The 16,311-nt window shown below is 67.8% G+C and carries 16 protein-coding genes and 1 pseudogene; 8 read left to right on the forward strand and 9 right to left on the reverse strand.

The genetic code is table 11. The features are described 5' to 3' along the window. Positions 1–283: pseudogene (locus TY25_RS31510) on the reverse strand (molybdopterin-dependent oxidoreductase); the annotation flags it as partial. 585 nt (positions 284–868) lie between these two features. Between TY25_RS31510 and TY25_RS31515 the strand changes: the two are divergent. Beyond that, positions 869–1,369, forward strand: a complete 501-nt coding sequence (locus TY25_RS31515; protein ID WP_042262290.1) for a hypothetical protein — start codon at positions 869–871, stop codon at positions 1,367–1,369. Here TY25_RS31515 and TY25_RS31520 read toward each other — a convergent pair. The 4 genes from TY25_RS31520 to TY25_RS31535 form a co-directional block, all read right to left on the reverse strand. Then, a complete protein-coding gene (locus TY25_RS31520; RefSeq protein WP_042262293.1) occupies positions 1,348–2,241 on the reverse strand; it encodes an NAD(P)-dependent oxidoreductase in 894 nt (297 codons plus the stop codon). The genes TY25_RS31515 and TY25_RS31520 overlap by 22 nt on opposite strands. Positions 2,242–2,454: 213 nt before the next feature. Next, a complete protein-coding gene (locus TY25_RS31525; RefSeq protein ID WP_042262295.1) occupies positions 2,455–3,774 on the reverse strand; it encodes an MFS transporter in 1,320 nt (439 codons plus the stop codon). Positions 3,775–3,876: 102 nt separating this feature from the next. Further along, on the reverse strand, positions 3,877–4,635 hold the full coding sequence (locus tag TY25_RS31530; protein ID WP_042262297.1) for an SCO6745 family protein: 759 nt from the start codon (positions 4,633–4,635) through the stop codon (positions 3,877–3,879). Positions 4,636–4,713: 78 nt separating this feature from the next. Continuing rightward, positions 4,714–5,706, reverse strand: a complete 993-nt coding sequence (locus TY25_RS31535; RefSeq protein WP_042262299.1) for a helix-turn-helix transcriptional regulator — start codon at positions 5,704–5,706, stop codon at positions 4,714–4,716. Between the two features lie 62 nt (positions 5,707–5,768). Here TY25_RS31535 and TY25_RS31540 point away from each other — a divergent pair, with 62 nt between their 5' ends. After that, entirely contained in the window at positions 5,769–6,122 is a 354-nt protein-coding gene (locus TY25_RS31540; protein WP_201773731.1) for a YybH family protein, read from the forward strand. 56 nt (positions 6,123–6,178) lie between these two features. Beyond that, complete coding sequence (locus TY25_RS31545; RefSeq protein ID WP_042262301.1) at positions 6,179–6,664, forward strand: DUF488 domain-containing protein; 486 nt, start codon at positions 6,179–6,181, stop codon at positions 6,662–6,664. Here TY25_RS31545 and TY25_RS31550 read toward each other — a convergent pair. Next, on the reverse strand, positions 6,642–7,934 hold the full coding sequence (locus TY25_RS31550) for an APC family permease (protein ID WP_042262302.1): 1,293 nt from the start codon (positions 7,932–7,934) through the stop codon (positions 6,642–6,644). The two genes, TY25_RS31545 and TY25_RS31550, sit on opposite strands and share 23 nt — an antisense overlap. 79 nt (positions 7,935–8,013) lie before the next feature. On the opposite strand from TY25_RS31550, the gene TY25_RS31555 reads away from it, so the two are divergent. Then, positions 8,014–8,757: an arsenate reductase/protein-tyrosine-phosphatase family protein gene (locus TY25_RS31555; protein WP_042262305.1), complete on the forward strand. Its 744-nt coding sequence runs from the start codon at positions 8,014–8,016 to the stop codon at positions 8,755–8,757. Next, positions 8,754–9,134, forward strand: a complete 381-nt coding sequence (locus TY25_RS31560; RefSeq protein WP_042262308.1) for a VOC family protein — start codon at positions 8,754–8,756, stop codon at positions 9,132–9,134. Before TY25_RS31555 ends, TY25_RS31560 begins: the two co-directional genes overlap by 4 nt. Positions 9,135–9,144: 10 nt before the next feature. Here TY25_RS31560 and TY25_RS31565 read toward each other — a convergent pair whose 3' ends face one another. Then, positions 9,145–10,896, reverse strand: a complete 1,752-nt coding sequence (locus TY25_RS31565) for a glycoside hydrolase family 183 protein (protein ID WP_052383322.1) — start codon at positions 10,894–10,896, stop codon at positions 9,145–9,147. A 271-nt stretch (positions 10,897–11,167) separates the two neighbouring features. Between TY25_RS31565 and TY25_RS31570 the strand changes: the two genes are divergently transcribed. Continuing rightward, positions 11,168–12,301, forward strand: coding sequence for a phosphotransferase family protein (locus TY25_RS31570; protein WP_042262311.1), 1,134 nt, complete (start codon positions 11,168–11,170; stop codon positions 12,299–12,301). A gap of 42 nt (positions 12,302–12,343) precedes the next feature. Further along, complete coding sequence (locus TY25_RS31575) at positions 12,344–13,429, forward strand: TIGR03857 family LLM class F420-dependent oxidoreductase (protein ID WP_042262334.1); 1,086 nt, start codon at positions 12,344–12,346, stop codon at positions 13,427–13,429. On the opposite strand, the gene TY25_RS31580 is transcribed toward TY25_RS31575, so the two are convergent. Then, positions 13,366–14,994 carry an MFS transporter gene (locus TY25_RS31580; RefSeq protein WP_052383323.1) on the reverse strand — a complete coding sequence of 543 codons (1,629 nt, stop codon included), beginning with the start codon at positions 14,992–14,994 and terminating at the stop codon, positions 13,366–13,368. The genes TY25_RS31575 and TY25_RS31580 overlap by 64 nt on opposite strands. A 90-nt stretch (positions 14,995–15,084) precedes the next feature. Next, on the reverse strand, positions 15,085–15,504 hold the full coding sequence (locus TY25_RS40925) for a YbaY family lipoprotein (RefSeq protein WP_052383324.1): 420 nt from the start codon (positions 15,502–15,504) through the stop codon (positions 15,085–15,087). A 146-nt stretch (positions 15,505–15,650) separates the two neighbouring features. On the opposite strand from TY25_RS40925, the gene TY25_RS31590 reads away from it, so the two are divergent. Then, the gene (locus tag TY25_RS31590; RefSeq protein ID WP_042262313.1) at positions 15,651–16,262 is read left to right on the forward strand and encodes a TetR/AcrR family transcriptional regulator; all 612 of its coding nucleotides are present in this window, start codon (positions 15,651–15,653) and stop codon (positions 16,260–16,262) included. Positions 16,263–16,311: the final 49 nt, after the last annotated feature.

A 16,311-nucleotide genomic window follows, 5' to 3' on the forward strand; every position in this document is an offset into this window, starting at 1 on the left:
AGCCCACCGAGGGATAGTCGGTCTGCTGTGATTCCCAGGTGATCACACCGTCTTTGACGTAGATCTTCCAGGAGCACGAACCCGTGCAGTTGACGCCGTGGGTCGAGCGCACCACTTTGTCGTGCGACCATCGGTCGCGATAGAACTCGTCGGCCGCGCGCCCGCCGGTCTTGTGCAGGGTCCGCTGGTCCGCCGAAATCTCGCCGCGGTGAAAATACTTACCCAACCGCAGCAGTGCGTCACCGGCGTCGGCGTTTGATCGGTCGGTCGGTCGGTGCGCCACGACGCCCCCTTCGAGCTGTGAAAATCGGGCTGGTGCTCAGACTGTAAGGACCGCGGGACGTGCGTCCAAACGGTTCCCTCACACCCCGCCCGGACGCGTTGTGCGGTGTGAGATCACGGCAACCTGCCGGTCACGGCACGCCGTCCGCGCCCGCCCTCGCACAGCCGTTCGACCTGCACGTGAGCTTGCCGACCGGCCGAAACACCGGGCGGTTCGCCTGTTTCGACGCCGATCATGTGATTGTTCGGAAACAGCGGGTTCTCGGGCGGTTTACATTTGTTAACAGATCATCGATCAGCGGAATCGACGTATTCGCCGACCACGCTGTCCCGCGATCGAGTCCCGGCGACCCCTTCGATCCCTCCCCCATCCGTCGCGTACGGACGACCATCCGACACCTTCCCCTGCGTCGACCGGGGCAACCCCCGGTGCACCGGATGTCATGCGGACCATCGCAACACAGTTGGGCCCGCCACCGCTACCGAACGCGGACATCGATCTGTCCGCCGAACGGCGGATATCCCCCGGCCCGCGCCGATGGCATCGTGGTCAGCGCAATCGGAACCAATCTTCGGTGGAGGAAAAGTGTTGAGCCAGAGTGTGATTCGTCGTCCAGCCCTGCGCGACATGGCTGCGGCCACCGTCCTGGCCGTGGTACTCACCGTCGCAGCTTCGGCCGGCGCGTCCGCCGCGCCGGGCACGGGCAGCTCCGGCAGCTCGGACACCGGCAGCGGTAGTGGCAGCGCCGGCAGCGGCAGCGGCTCCGGCACCCCGCAGCCGCCCACCCAGCGCTGCAACCAGTCGACCAAATCCGGCGGCGCGGGTGTCACCGACACCATGCACGAGCTCGGCCGCGGCGGTCCGCTCTCCTTCGTCCTGGCCTACGAGACCTATGACGTGCCGGACAAGATCGACGTCTTCTACCAGGGCGCGCTGGTGCGCACCACGGGTTACGTCGGCGACCATCTCAATCAAGGCACCGGCTCCATCACCGTCGGCCTGCCCGCGGGCACCGCCACCGCCGTCATGGTCCGCGTCACCGGCCCGAATGGCACCAAGTGGGACTACACCGTCAGGTGCCCCTGATCCGTGCGCAGCAGTTCGATCAGGGCTGTGATGCTCTGCGCACCCCGGCCGTCGGCCATCGCTCGGCGGAGGAGTTCGTGCATCGGGCGGTGCCAGGACATGTCCACCCCGGATTCCCGGGCGAGCCGCACGTCGTCGTCGATCGCGGTGTGGAACAACGCGATCGACGACCCGAGCCGGGTGTAGTCCTTGCTGTCGATCTCGTCGGCGACGACCGGCAGGATCGATTCGATCATCTGTAGCCATTTGATCGAATACGGCACCATCGACTGTGCCGGGATACCGCGCCCGGCCAGTATCGCCGCGCCCTCGAAGAATCCGAGCAGCGCGGGCAGCAGCGTGGCGCCGACCGCGGATTCGAACAGCGCCGCGAGATCCGGCTCGGCGCCGAGATGGATTACCTCACCACCCAATACCCGCAGCGTGTCCACGTGCTCGTCGAAGACCGCCTGCGCGCCACCGAAGTACAGCAGAGTGTCGGGCGCGCCGATCGCCGACGGTACATTCTTGATCGCGCCGCCGAGGAAGCGCGCACCCAGACCGGTCACCCAGCTCGCGAATTCCCTTGCTTCGGAAGGAATTCCACTGTTCGTCGTGACGACGACGCGACCGCTCAACTCGGCTTCGGCCGCCGTCAGCGCCGCCTTGGTCGCCTCGAACGTGGTCAGTGCGGAGATGATCAGCGGGCTCGCGGCCACGGCGTCGGCGACAGTCAGGTGTTGCCGCGCGCCGGCGGCGACGAGCGGCGCCGCTCGTTCCGGGCTCCGGTTCCACACGGCGGTGGGGTGTTCCGCCGCGAGGAAGGCCGCGGCGAGCGCGGCACCCATGGACCCGGTGCCGAGCACCGTCACCGGCGTTCTCTGTTCCGTCATTGCAGCTCCAATTGCGTTGTCTACCAGGCAGGCACACGACCTCGTGCTCCGCCAGTGTCGAGGCGGACGGCGAGCGCGGACAAGTACGCACTTTCCCCGGGAGTTGCGCACGTCCAGGTAAGTAACCAGCTCAGCGCCGCAGGGTCGGTGCCGCACAGCAGAAGACCACACCCGAAACCGCTCAGGTGTGGTCTTCTTCGGTATCCGCCGTGGTTACAGCGCCTCATCCTTGGTCTCCACCAACGCCTTGGCGCAGCAGAAACTCAATACCGCCAGACCGGCCAGCATGACCCCGATCGCGTTGCTGCCGTACGCCGACGAGAGCGGTGTGGCGACCAGGGGCGGGATCGCACCGCCGAGCACCCCGGCGAGGTTGTAGCCGAGACCCGCGCCGGTGTAGCGGTAGCGGGTCCGGAACATCTCCGGCAGCAGGGCACCACAAGGCCCGTACGCGACACCGAAGATGGCCAGGGTGGTGAGCACACTGAGCACGAAAGCGGGCCGAGATCCACTGTCCAGCAAGGGGAACAGCACCAGCGACCAGACGACGGCCAACCCGGACGACGCCATGATGACCCGGCGGCGGCCCAGCCGGTCGGAGTAGATGGCCGAAAGCACGGTCGCCGCACCGAATATCACCGCCGCCCCGATCCCGACGGTCAGTACGAACGGGCGGCTGAACCCCAGTGTCTTGGTGCCGTAGCTGGTGAGGAAGGCGGTGCCCATATAGAAGAAGGCGAACAATGTCGCCAAAGCGCCCGCGGACAGCAGGATTTCCTTGGTCTGGTGCCGCCAGGCCTCCAGGAAGGGCAGCCGCGCCTGCCCGGCGTCGAGCGCGCGCTCGGTCGCGTTCGCACGAAAGACCGGCGTCTCCTCGATCACCAGGCGCACATACAGCCCGACGCCGACCAAAACGATCGAGAACACGAACGGGATGCGCCAGCCCCAGGTGAGGAAGGCGTCGTCGGTATCGCCGAGAAAGGTGCCGGTGATGAGAAAAGTGCTGCTGGACAACGCGAATGCGAACGCCGGACCGATCTGCGGGAACATCGCGTAGCGACCGCGTTTGCCCGGCGGCGCGTACTCCGCGGTGAGCAGGGTCGCGCCCGCCCATTCGCCGCCGACGGCGAAGCCCTGACCGAAGCGCAGCAGCACCAGGATCAACGGTGCCGCGACGCCGATGGTCGCCGCACCGGGCAGCAGGCCGATCAGCAGCGTGGAGATGCCCATCAGCAACAGCGTGGAGACGAGGGTCTTCTTGCGGCCGATGCGGTCGCCGAAATGCCCGAAGATCATGGCGCCCACCGGGCGTGCGATGAACGCCACGGCGAACGTCGCGAACGAGGCGACCGTGCCCGCCGTCGACCCGAGCGCCGGGAAGAAGACTTTCGGAAAGACGAGCGCCGCCGCGGTCCCGTAGATGAAGAAATCGTAGAATTCTATGGTGGTGCCGATACAGCTCGCGACGGCCACCCGGCGCATGCTCGTGCCGGTCGTCGTCATCGTTGCCTGTTGTGGCGACAGTCTTTTCATGCGGTCCTCATTTCATCCCCTGCGCCGCCAGTCCAGGCGCGGGGTGAGAGGACCATAGTGATGTGGGTCACTCTGCGGTAACCCCCGAACGGGGGTAGGGACTTACCGTCGAGCAGACGATTCGCGGGTGAACGCGGCGCGGTGCGCGTCGGTCAGCAGCGCCCCGAGTTCCTGCTGCTCGGACTCGTCGAGCACCTCGAAGTACGGCTGAATCAGCTTGTCGGTCAAGGCTTCCGCGGCTTCCCAGCGCTCGCGCTGCTCCGGCGTGGGCGCCTCGAACGGTTCGGGCCAGCCGAGCAGGCGAGCCTGATCACCGCCGTCGAGCATCGGCGACCCGGAGACGAGAATCGCCTCCAGCGGCGTCAGCCCGCACGCCGTCACCGCGATGAAGTGCAGCCCGCCCCGCAGTTCGCGCACCACGTGCAGCAGCAGCGTCGCCCGGCCGAGCCCGTCCGCGGGCAGCGGCATCGCCCGCCAGCCCGCGAACAACGACAGCCCGGCCGGCGACGCCGCCGCGGCCACCCGCGCCAGCAATTCCGCCAGCCGGTCCGCGGCTTCGAACGAGGCGAGCTTGCGGCGACCGAAATCCTGACAAGCGGCCGAATACGCCTGTGCCGCTTCGGCGGCGGCGATCGGCGTCGACTCCCAAGCCGACCGGACCCGCTCCGGCGCGAAGAACCCGAAGCCCGCGGCGACCACGTCCGCGTCCACCTCGCCGAGCACGCCGCCGCGGCCGCGCGTGTAGGGACCGTGGAACCCGCTCACCCCGATGGCACTGCCGAATTCCTTGACTTCCCGGGAGAGCATGAACGCCCCACCCAGCTCTGAGATCTGCTTCTTCACCACAGCCGCCGTCATCATGGGCGAAATACTATACGTACGGCCGTACGTCTTACAAGACCTGCGCCGAATCGCTTCGCTGACGAAACCGCCTACGGCTCAATCGGTGTCGAGGTCGCGCGGTGGGCCGGCATAGTGGGCGGCCAGTTCGGCCGCTCGATCGCGCAGCGTGGTGCGTAACCACTGCGGGGCAAGGACTTCCGCGTTCGTGGCCACTTGCCAGAGCGCCCATTCGGCGTGTCTCGCGTCCTGGAAGGTCACCTCCAGCCGCAACCAGTCGTCCGCGTCCGTTGCCTCGGCGCGCACGGCCAGCGCGGTGCCGACCAACTCCGCGCGCCGCGACGGATGCACCCGGGCGCGTACTGCCACCTGGTCGCCGCCGGTGCGAAACCGCGTGCCACGTTCCTGCCACGCCCGATCCAGATCGACCCGGTCCGGTCGCTGCGCAAGTTCGGACAGTTCCTCGGCGGCCGAAATACGCGACAGGCGGTAGGTGCGGTCCGCGCCGGACCGGGTGGCCAGCAAATAGGCCTGATCGCGCACGGTGACCAAGCCGATGGGGTCCACCGTGCGCCAGGCCGGTTCCTGATCCACCGCCGCGTAGTGGATACGCACCTTGTGCCCGGCCAGCACCGCACGCCGGACCTCGCGCGCCACCGCATCGGGCACCGCCTCCGGGAGCGTGCGTCGCGACAGGAGATCGGTGTCCGGATCGATCAGCAATCGTTCGGCCGCGCCCGCCGCGGTCACCCGATAGCTCTCGGGCAGCGCGTCGACCACCTTGCGCATCGCCGAGGCCAGTGCCGAGCCGAGCCCGAAAGCCTGTGCGCCAGGCCGCGACCCGGCCACCAGCAGCGCCAGCGCCTCGTCGTGGTTCAGGCCGGTGAGCTCGGTCTGAAAGCCCGGTAGCAAGGCGAACCCGCCGTGCCTGCCGCGCTCGGCGTACACGGGCACGCCTGCCGCGGACAGTGCCTCGATATCGCGCAGCACGGTCCGGGTGGAGACCTCCAGTTCGCGGGCGAGTGCGGTCGCGGACAGCCGGCCGTGCCGGCGCAGCAGCAGCACCAGGGAGACCAGCCGATCGGCACGCATAGAAAAACCTTCGCAGAAATACCCGACACAAGATGTCGTGATTCACTGGGAGTCTAGTCGGTATGACGAACAACAAAGTGGCCACCGAGCCCAACGACCTGGGCCATTACTTCATCGAACGCGCCAACGCGGGCGATGTCGACGGACTGGTGGCGCTCTACGAACCGAACGCGGTGCTGGAGTTCCCGCCGGGCCACTTCGCGACCGGACACGCGGAGATCCGCAAGGTCTACGAGCAGTTCGTGGCCGCCGCACCGGTACTCTCCCCGGGCAGGCAGCACCCGGCACTGGTGAGCGGCGACCTGGCCCTGACGACGACCACCCTGACCACCGGCGAGATCGCCGCCGAGGTCGCCCGCCGCCAGCCGGACGGGTCCTGGTTGTGGGCCGTGGACCAGCCGACACTGCTCCCGTAAGCACCACGGCGGTGGGCCGGATCGGCCGCGCCCACCGCCACCGTCGAAAGGCTGCGATGAAACGCATAGCGACGATCGGCGTCTACGGCGGCACCGTCGAGACGTTCCTCGCGGCGCTCAGCGCCGAGGGCGTCGGACTGCTGCTCGACCTGCGCCAGCGCCGCGGTGTCCGCGGGCCGGAGTACGCCTGGGCGAACTCGGCACGCCTCCAGCACGCGCTCGCCACGACGGGCATCGAGTACCGGCACGTGAAAGGGCTGGCGCCGACGACCGAACTACGCCAACTCCAATACCGCGCAGACGATCTGGCAGGCGTCGGCAAGCGGAGCCGCGTCAGGCTGGCAGCCGAGTACGCCGAGCGCTACACCAGCGAGATCCTCGACCCGTTCGACCTCGCCACCCTCGTGCAAGACCTCCCGAGCGACCGCACGACCGCCCTGTTCTGCATCGAGCGCGATCCGCGGGCCTGCCATCGCGCGCTCGTGGCCGCCCGCCTGCACACCGACCACCGACTCCCGGTCACCCATCTTTACCCCGATTGAGCGACCTGTTACTCAGCAACCGGACGCCATAGAGAACTGCGCCCGCGGCGATGACCCCCGCCCCGGCGACGATGGACCCCATCGGCAAGGTGAACGCCAAGACCAGACAGCCGAGCAACCCCGTCGCGGGAATCACTCGGGGCGGCCGGTTTTCGTCGCGGGACAGGGTCCAGGCCGACACATTCGCGATGGCGTAGTAGAGCAGCACGCCGAACGAGGAGAACCCGATCACGGCGCGCAGATCGGTGGTGGCGGCGGTGACCGCGACGAGCACGCCGACCACCACCTCGGCGCGATGCGGAACCCCGAATCGCGGGTGCACGGCGGCAAGGGAGCGCGGCAGGTGACGATCACGGGCCATGGCCAAGATGGTGCGGGAGACGCCGAGGATCAGCGCCAACAGTGCGCCCGAGGCCGCGAGAGCGGCGCCCGCGCGCACCACCGGTGTCAGCCAGCCAGCCCCCGCGACCTGCACCAGCTCAGCGAGCGGTGCCACTGCCGTCGCCAACCGATCCGGGCCGAGTATGCCCAGCGCGGCCACCGCGACCGACGCGTACACGACGAGTGTGCCGCCGAGCGCCAGCGGTATCGCGCGCGGAATCGTCCGGGCCGGGTCACGGACCTCCTCACCGAGCGTGGCGATGCGCGCGTACCCGGCGAAAGCGAAGAACAGCAGACCGGCCGCTTGCAGCACGCCCGTGGCGGTCAGCGCACCGCCGAACTGCATTCGCTGCCAATCTGTTCGGCTCGAACCGAAAGCGGTGACGATCACCACCGCGAGCACGAGCAGCACCACGACCACGATGACCCGGGTCAGCCACGCCGATTTCTGCACGCCGCGATAGTTGACCGCGGTCAGCGTCGCCACCACGACGACCGCGACCGCATGGGCGTGCGCCGGCCACAGGTAGATTCCGGCAGTCAGTGCCATCGCCGCACAGGATGCAGACTTGCCCACCACGAAACTCCAGCCCGCGAGGTACCCCCAGAACGGCCCCACCCGCTCCCGCCCGTACACATACGTGCCCCCGGAAGCCGGATATCGAACGGCCAGCCGCGCCGACGAAGTCGCATTGCAGAACGCGACCACCGCCGCAACCCCGAGCCCGGCCAGCATCCCCACACCCCCGGCCCGCGCCGCCGGACCCAGCGCCCCGAAGATCCCCGCCCCGATCATCGCCCCGAGCCCGATCACGACCGCATCCCCGAGCCCGAGTCGGCGTGCCAGACGCTGCGCTGAACCTGTTCCAGCCGAAGACTTTTCGGCCATGAGGTCTCCTCGGTTCGGTCGGCGACCGCCGATTGTCGGACGGTAGATACATCAATGCGTTTTGATGTATTCTAGGACCATGAGGTCGCTCGAGCGACCGGAGCTTCCGGCACTGTTCCGCACCGCCGCCCATCCCTTGCGCTGGGCGCTGTTGACCGCGCTCGCTCGTGGCGACCATCGGGTCCGCGAGCTCGTCGACCTCGTCGGAGAACCACAGAATCTCGTGTCGTATCACCTGCGGCAGTTGCGCTCGGCCGGGTTCGTGGGCACGCATCGCAGCACTTTCGATGGGCGCGACACGTATTACCGGCTCGACCTGCCCCGCTGCGCCGCGGCATTCGGCGCAGCGGCCGCCGCACTGCATCCCGGGCTGGCGACAGCCGCGCAGGACCCCGGCAGCGTCGCCGGGTCGGTGCTGTTCCTCTGTACCGGCAACAGTGCGCGGTCGCCCATAGCCGCCGCGCTGCTACGCCGGCATTGCGACAGACGAGTGCGGATCGCCTCCGCGGGCAGCCATCCCAAGCCCGAGTTCCATCCCTACACAAGGCGAATCCTGCACGAGGACTACCGCATCGATACCGGGCAGCAGCGACCCAGATCCCTGGCGACCATGGCGGGCAGGCATTTCGACCACGTCATCACGCTGTGCGACAAGGTTCGCGAGTACCCGCATCACATTCCCGCGACCACCACCACGCACTGGAGCACGGCCGACCCAGCGGCGGCCGACTACCCCGAATTCCGCCGCATCACCACCGAAATCGATACCCGCATCCGCTACCTACTGCCCACCCTCGCCGCCCACCCCGAGGAACCAGCATGACCACCCTCGCCAGTGTCCGGTACATCGTCGACGATGTCGCCGCGGCCACCGAGTTCTACACCACCCACTTGGGTTTCACCGTCAACCACGATGCCGCCCCCGCCTTCACCGATGTCATCCGTGGCGCGCTGCGGCTGCTGCTGTCCGGTCCCACCAGTTCGGGCGCACGTCCGATGCCCGACGGCGAGACGCCCGTTCCGGGCGGCTGGAACCGAATCCATCTCGTCGTCGACGATCTCGACGCCGAGGTGACCCGCCTGCGTGCCGCGGGCGTACCCTTCCGCAACGACATCATCGGCGGGCCCGGTGGCCGCCAGGTCCTCGTGCAGGACCCCGCAGGCAACTTCGTCGAATTGTTCCAGCCGGCCACCAGGTGAGTGGCCGACCTCATCGGTAGTAGACCTCGAGTTCTGCGATCGAAGTGAAATACGCGGTGCCGCCTGGCTTTCCGATGATGCGGATGCCGTCGCCGGAGGTGGTCGCGAAGTTGAAGGTGTAGGTGGTGAAGGCGCCGGTCGTCACGGTGTACGGGTAGCGGGGCTCGATCTTGGTGTTCTGGACGTCGATCCAGCGGAAGTCCTGGCGCACCTGGACGCGCAGGCCTGCGGCGAACCAGCCGCCGTCGTCGAACATTTCACCGGTCGTGTAGACCACCTGGTTCATCAGGTACGGCTTGGACCAGGTGAAGCCCCAGAAGTCGAGGTCCTTGTTCTCCTGGTCGAAGCTGTTCTCGCTCTTGGTGAAATCACCGTCGTTGTAGTACTCGGTGTGGCCGAAGTGGGCGGATTTCTCGATGGGCGTGACCGCGGCGCCGGTGTAGGCCAGATTGTCGCGCGGGTCGGGCTGATTCGCCGGTGCCTGTGCGCGGTACGGCAGCAACGTCATCTTGCGGAGGTTGAAGCTGTAGGCGGTGTCGCCGCCCGCGCTGCCCACCCACCAGTTCGACTGCACCCACATCGAGGTGCCGTCGGCCGCGATGAATTTCGACGGGATGGTGGTGGCATAACCGCCGTTCTTCGGACCGGGGCAGCCGGGACCCCGGCCGAACCACGGATAGCCGCCGAAATCCTTGGTGAGGAACAGTTTCCAAGGGCCCCACGGCGTGGGCGCCTCATAGAACTCGTAGGTGTACTCGGTCCAGGAGGTGTACAGATACCGTTTCAGCGGTTTGACATACACCACCCCGCCCTGCGAGATCACCGAAAGGTTGTGCGGCCACTCACGATAGTTGCGCAGCGTCGGATACTGCCGCCGGGTGTCGCGCAGCACCGCGCGCCGGTCGGTCAGCTGTTTGCTCCACCGCGGTTTGTCACCGTCGAGCCCGGCGAAGAACTCCCACCGGTTGCGGTGCTCGACCGCCTCTTTCGGCGCACGCGCCAGATACAGGTCGAACGGGTCGGCCACCGTCGCGGTGAACGAGCCGCGCCAATTGCCGTCCAATCCATACGCATAGACGTAGCGTGCCGCGTCCGCGCCCAATGCCGTTGCGGCATCGCCGGAGTCGCGCCCGAAGTCGAGAAAGAAGACGGTGGTGAAGACCCCGCCGGTGAACATCGGCTGCTGGGTCTTGTGCCAGGTCCGCCCGTGATCGTCCGACCACGAGACGCTGGCGTCCGGCGCGTCGTTGAACGCGATGTCCCCCGGGCCCAGCCGTAGATCCTGAATCGCGAGATAGAGTCGCCCGTCCACGCAGACGATCCCGGTCGGCTTCCGGTTGTAGTGCGCGGGATCGCCCCAGATCGCACCGACCTCGTCGGCGACCGCCAGCACCTCCCCGGTGAACCCGCTCTTGGGATCTCCGCTGATCCGGTTGACCACGATGTCGTGCCGCGGCCCGTCCGCGAACCCGCTGCCGTCACCGTTGACCGAATAGAGGTTGTCGTCGTCGGCCCAGCAGGTCACCCACAGATCGCCGTCGCTTTCGCTGTCGACCTCGACGGCGTTACCCACCATGGCCGTCGCGAAGAAGGTGCTCAGCTCGGAAGTGGAAACAGCACGCGCATCGGCCTTTTCTTCATGCTCGCCGGACTGCGCGGGCGAGCGCGACCCAGCGGTTCCGGCGACGCCGAATCCGGCGGCCAGCACACCGGCGGCCCCGGAGACGCCGACCATGAACCGGCGCCTGCCGATACCGCTCACCCCCGGCCCCCTCGGTCACCGACCGAGCACTCCACCGAACCGCCCCTCGGGCAGGCACTTTCGACCCGGCGGGCCGACACGCTGACAACGCTGTTCACGCAGACCATCTTTCGAGCAGAACCAATCCCGGCCTCGACAGTAGCCGTTGACCCCCGCCCTCGGCACGGCGAGCTGTCCACACCCACTCCCGCTCATCGAGAACATCTGTTGACACCCCGAAACGGCGCGGTCGATGGTTACCGCAGCTGCGCAACCTTGTCAGGAGTGGTCGATGTCTTCATCCCAGCCCGAATCGGGCATGCGGCTGCAACGCAGCAGCCGCGACACCAGCGCGCTGATCCCGCGCCTCACCGAATGGCTGGCCACCCAACTGCCCGAGGCGGCCGGGCCGCGACTCACCCTGCGCTCGGGCATCGACAGCAACGGCATGTCGGCGGAAACGTTGGTACTCAACGCGACCTGGACCGAAGCCGGTGCCTCGCGGACCGTCGACTTGATCTGCCGGATGGTGCCCACCCCGGGCGATTTCCCCATCCTGGCGCACTACGACCTGCAAGCCCAGTTCGATGCCATGCGCCTCGTCGCCGAGACGAGCGACGTGCCGGTGCCGCGGGTGCGCTTCATCGAGCCGACCGGAGCCGTGCTGGGCACGCCGTTCCTGCTGATGGATCGCGTGGACGGTGTGGTGCCCCCGGACGTCATGCCGTACACCTTCGGCGGCAACTGGCTGTTCGACGCGAGCCCCGAACAACAACACAGATTGCAGCACAGCACGATCGAGACACTCGCCGCGCTGCACGCCATTCCCGACGCGCGCACCGTCTTCGCCTTCCTCACCCCTGCGCAGCCGGGCACGAGCTCGCTCGAACGCACCCTGAACCGCGCCCGCGCATGGTACGAGTTCGCGGCGCGCGACACCGGCCCGTCGCCGCTGGTCGAGCGAATCCTGGTGTGGCTCACCGCGAATCTGCCCCAGACCAAGCCCGGCGACGACGTGCTGTCCTGGGGCGACGCACGCATCGGCAACTGCCTCTACCGGGACTTCGTGCCCGCCGCGGTGCTCGACTGGGAACTGGCGACGATCGGTCCTCGCGAACTCGATGTGGCCTGGCTCGTGTTCGCACACCGGGTCTTTCAGACGATCGCGCAGACTTTCGGCCTCCCCGGCATGCCGGGCTTCCTCCGCGAAGCCGACGTCGTGGCGACCTACGCCGAGTGCGCGGGCCGGCCGCTCGGCGATCTCACCTGGTACACGCTGTTCGCCGCGCTCAACTACTGCGTCGTCTTTCTGCGGTCGGGCGGTCGGCAGATCCATTTCGGCGAGATGGCCCGGCCCGACGACATCGAGTCGCTGCTGCATCATCGCTCGCTGGTCGAAGAACTGCTCGCCGAACTCGGCGCCTGAGCACCGCCGCACGACAATCCTGCTGGGGAGCGCACTTTCGTGATCGAACAACTCAATGAACTGGCGTACTACTGCATCACCCGGCATCCCGCCGATGCACGGGTTCTGTTCCCGGAAGCCCGCGCGGCCGAGGAATTGGGCCTGGGCTCGTGCATGATCGGTGAGCGGATGACGGTCAAGGACTCCGCGGTGCTCTCGGGCGGGCTCGCCGGGTGCACCACCGATCTGGGGATCGCGGCCGCGGCCACGAATCACCACACCCGGCATCCGATGGTCACCGCCACCATCGGTTCCACCATGCAGGCCATCACCGAGGGCCGATATGCCATGGCTTTCGGCCGCGGCATGGCGGCGAACTGGAAGGCGATCGGACTGCCCGCGGTCACCGAGGCCCAGTTGCGGGACTTCGTCGGCTTGCTGCGCCGACTTTGGGCGGGCGAGACCATCATCGGCCACGACGGGCCCGCCGGGGCCTGGCCGGTCCTCTATCACCAGAACGGCCTCGACGAGGCTCCGCCGATCGGCTTCGTCGCCGTCGGCCCGAAGACTCTCGAACTCGCCGGCGAGATCGGCGATTTCGTGGTGCTGCACACCTTCTTCTCCGATGAGGCCACCACCAAATCCGTTGCGGCGGTGCGCCGTGGCGCGGAACGGGCGGGCAAGGACCCGGACCGCGTCCGGATCTGGTCATGCCTGGCGACCGCGAGCGACGCGCTCGCCCCGGCGGACCAATTGCGCAGGCGGACTGGCCGTTTGGTGACCTACCTGCAGGCCTACGCCGACGTGCTCATCTCGGCCAACGGCTGGGATCCGCAGGTCTGGGAGCGCATCCGCGGCACCCAGCTCTACCTCGACGCCGCGGCGGCGGGCCCGATCGACGCGTCCGCCTCGGTCGAGGTCCTCGAACAGTTCGAGGCCCTCATCCCGGACGAATGGCTCGCCTCAGCCGCATACGGCTCCCCCGAGCAGTGCGTACAGAAGATCTCGCGCGAATTCGACCTGGGCTGCCACTCGGTGGTCATGCACGGCGCCGCCCCGCACGAGCTGGCCTCGGTCCTCACCGCCTACCGCGCCGACCGCCCCACCCTGCGCCGGGCGGTCGCGGCGAACCCGGGGAAGTTCGCGTGAGCAGCCCGGTTTCCGGCGCGTGAAATGAGGCCCAGCACAAGCACTACCACGATTCCGCCGCCCGCCAGCGCGGCCGAGGTGGCCAGGATCGCACCGATGCCCGCCGCGCTGGCCGTATGTCCCGCGGCGACGAGCTGATCGGCCAACGCGGGAGGCACGCTCGGAGTCGCAGCCGTTCCCTGCACCGATCCGCCCGCCGCGAGTACGTCGACCGCGCCGCGAGCAAGCTGATCCGGAATCTGCGGGAAGGCGCGCAGCGCGTCCTCGGCGCTCGACCGCACCGTCGATCCGAACACCGCCCCGAGGGTCGCGACACCGAGCGCTGTCCCGAGTTGCCGCGCCGTCGAGGCGACCCCGCTGGTCATCCCCGGCCGCACATTGGCGGCAACCCGCAGTGCCGCCTCCGATGTGGTCGGGACGATGATCCCGAGCGCGATGCCGGAACAGATCAGCACCGGCACGAACTGGGTCCAATCGCCCTCGGCCGACACGTGCACGGCCGAGGACGCACCACCCAGAATCGCGGCCAACCCGAGCAGGTACCAGTGCACATCCGGCAGGAATCGTTGCGCCGCCGACACGATCGGCGCGGTGATCAACGCGGTCACCGACATCGGAACGAGCGCCAAGCCGGTGTGGATGGCCGACATGTGCAACGTATTGACGAAATACAGCGCCAGATAGTTGCCTGCCGCGGTCACCGTGGCGAAGGCGATCAGCCCCGGGACACAGATCGCGGCGAAGTCCGGCCGTGCCACCAGGCGCAGATCGACCATCGGATCGGCGGCCCGTAATTCGGCGCCGACGAACAACAGCGCGGCCACAACCGTGACGACGAAGAGAGCAACCGTCTTGATGTCGGACCACCCCCACCCGTTGCCGTTCACCAGCGCCAGGACAACCGCGAGCAACGCCACGGTCGCCAGCACCGTGCCCGCGATGTCCAACGAAAACTCCTGTGCGTCTTTACTGTTCGGTATCCGCGCGGCCAGGACGAGCGCGATCGCCCCGATCGGCAGGTTGATCAGGAAGATCCAGCGCCAGTCCAGATACTCGACCAGTACGCCACCGACCACCGGACCCGACGCCGTCGCCAATCCCATGACGGCGCCATAGACGCCGATCGCTTTGGCCCGCCCGGCGGCCGCGGGAAAGGCCGCCGATATCAACGGCAAGGCGAGTCCCATCATCGCGGCGGCGCCACACCCCTGCACCGCCCGCAATACGTTGAGCACCATTATGTTCGGCGCGCACGCACAGGCCACCGATGCGGCGGTGAACACACCGAGGCCGGCCACGAAGAAGACCTTGCGACCGTAGCGATCGCCGGCGACCGCGATCGTCAGCAGCAGCACGGCGATCGGCACCGTGTAGGCGTCGACAATCCATTGCAGCGCAGACAGATCGGCCCGGTACTCCCGCTGGATATCGGGTAGCGCGACGGCGACGATCGTGACATCGAGCAACAGCATGAACAAGGCGATACACACCGTCGCCAGCGTCACCGCCGGCGCACCACCGCGGCCGGCGAGCGTTCGAGCTTCGGGTGGGTGGATACCGTTCACGGGCGTTCCTTCCGACACTTCGATGTGGACAGTGGCCACACTAGTGGTCACTGTCCACATACACAAGGCCGGATCAGCGGCAGAGCGTCGCTACGGAATGACTTTCAAGGTCAGACGCTGGAACGGCACCGCCCCCTCGGTGGGCACCGTGTGGCGCGTATCGGTGATCCACCGCAGCTTTCCGTCCACATAGACGTCCGCCGATACCGCCAGCGTCCGGCGTGGATCGACCCGACCGGCCCGCAACTCGAAACGAGCAGGCTCGGCCACCGCCAGCCCCGCCCGCGCCAGCTCGATTGCGGGCGCGTCCGCCAACGAGACATCCACCAACCGGACCGTGATCACCGAGCCCGCCGGCGGCGGCCCACCCGGAAAGCTCAGCTCGCCGGTGACTACCCGCGGCTCCACCGAATCCGCTTGTGCGGCAGTATTCGTCAGGGTATAACAGACCGCACCGGCCATGATCAGCACCGCCACGGCTCCCGCGATCCATCGCGTCTTCTCGGTCATGAACCCGACGATAGCCAGATAATTGCCATGGCGGGCGATCGTTAAGAGTCCCCTAACTGAACCCTAATCGGCCCCGAACCGGCACCTGCGCGGCGACCGTCAGGATCACGTGGCCAATGCCCACATTCTGCTAAGCTGCCGATATTATGTGCGCCGACCGCCCCTACCACCACGGTGACCTGCGGAACCGCCTCCTCGAACGCGCCGAGCAGGCACTACGCGAACACGGCGCCGAGCAACTCTCACTACGGCAGCTCGCTCGCGATGCGGGTGTCACGCACAACGCCCCCAGCCGCCACTTCGCGGATAAACAAGCCCTGCTCGATGCCCTGGCCGTGACCGGATTCCAGCGCATCGGCGCCGCGTTCGACGCCGTCGCCGCACAAGCCGAGCCGTTACCCTTCGAAGGTCGTTTTCGCGTGCTGGCGCGGACCTATCTCGACTTCGCGCTCGCGAATCCGGCGCTGCTCACGCTCATGTTCGCGCGCAAGCACAGCCCGACGGGTGGTGCCGAAATGGGCGCCGCCGTCGCGGCGGCGTTCGCGGTGCCGATGACCCTCACCGCCGACGCACAGGCCCGCGGCGAGCTCGTCGAAGGCGATCCGCTGCGGATCGGCTGGACCGTCGCGATCGCCCTGCAGGGCCTGGCCAGTTTCGCCGTTTCCGGGCTGGTGGGAGCTGAGGATGTCGATGCGCTGTTGGACGAGACCGTGACCAACCTGACCCGGGGCCTGCATCCCCGCGCCGGCACACCATGACCGAGGCCCCGCCGGCACAGCATGATGGTGGGATGGGTGAACGGGTGAG

Origin of the sequence: Nocardia brasiliensis NBRC 14402, assembly GCF_000308475.2 — a bacterium.
Classification (GTDB): Bacteria; Actinomycetota; Actinomycetes; order Mycobacteriales; family Mycobacteriaceae; genus Nocardia; species Nocardia brasiliensis.

Excerpts from the sequence above, each read along its gene's own strand:
- TY25_RS31520 (WP_042262293.1), bottom strand. The coding sequence starts at position 2,241 with ATGACGGAACAGAGAACGCCGGTGACGGTGCTCGGCACCGGGTCCATG.
- TY25_RS31525 (WP_042262295.1), bottom strand. The coding sequence starts at position 3,774 with ATGAAAAGACTGTCGCCACAACAGGCAACGATGACGACGACCGGCACG.
- TY25_RS31530 (WP_042262297.1), bottom strand. The coding sequence starts at position 4,635 with ATGATGACGGCGGCTGTGGTGAAGAAGCAGATCTCAGAGCTGGGTGGG.
- TY25_RS31535 (WP_042262299.1), bottom strand. The coding sequence starts at position 5,706 with ATGCGTGCCGATCGGCTGGTCTCCCTGGTGCTGCTGCTGCGCCGGCAC.
- TY25_RS31540 (WP_201773731.1), top strand. The coding sequence starts at position 5,769 with ATGACGAACAACAAAGTGGCCACCGAGCCCAACGACCTGGGCCATTAC.
- TY25_RS31545 (WP_042262301.1), top strand. The coding sequence starts at position 6,179 with ATGAAACGCATAGCGACGATCGGCGTCTACGGCGGCACCGTCGAGACG.
- TY25_RS31550 (WP_042262302.1), bottom strand. The coding sequence starts at position 7,934 with ATGGCCGAAAAGTCTTCGGCTGGAACAGGTTCAGCGCAGCGTCTGGCA.
- TY25_RS31555 (WP_042262305.1), top strand. The coding sequence starts at position 8,014 with ATGAGGTCGCTCGAGCGACCGGAGCTTCCGGCACTGTTCCGCACCGCC.
- TY25_RS31560 (WP_042262308.1), top strand. The coding sequence starts at position 8,754 with ATGACCACCCTCGCCAGTGTCCGGTACATCGTCGACGATGTCGCCGCG.
- TY25_RS31570 (WP_042262311.1), top strand. The coding sequence starts at position 11,168 with ATGTCTTCATCCCAGCCCGAATCGGGCATGCGGCTGCAACGCAGCAGC.
- TY25_RS40925 (WP_052383324.1), bottom strand. The coding sequence starts at position 15,504 with ATGACCGAGAAGACGCGATGGATCGCGGGAGCCGTGGCGGTGCTGATC.
- TY25_RS31590 (WP_042262313.1), top strand. The coding sequence starts at position 15,651 with ATGTGCGCCGACCGCCCCTACCACCACGGTGACCTGCGGAACCGCCTC.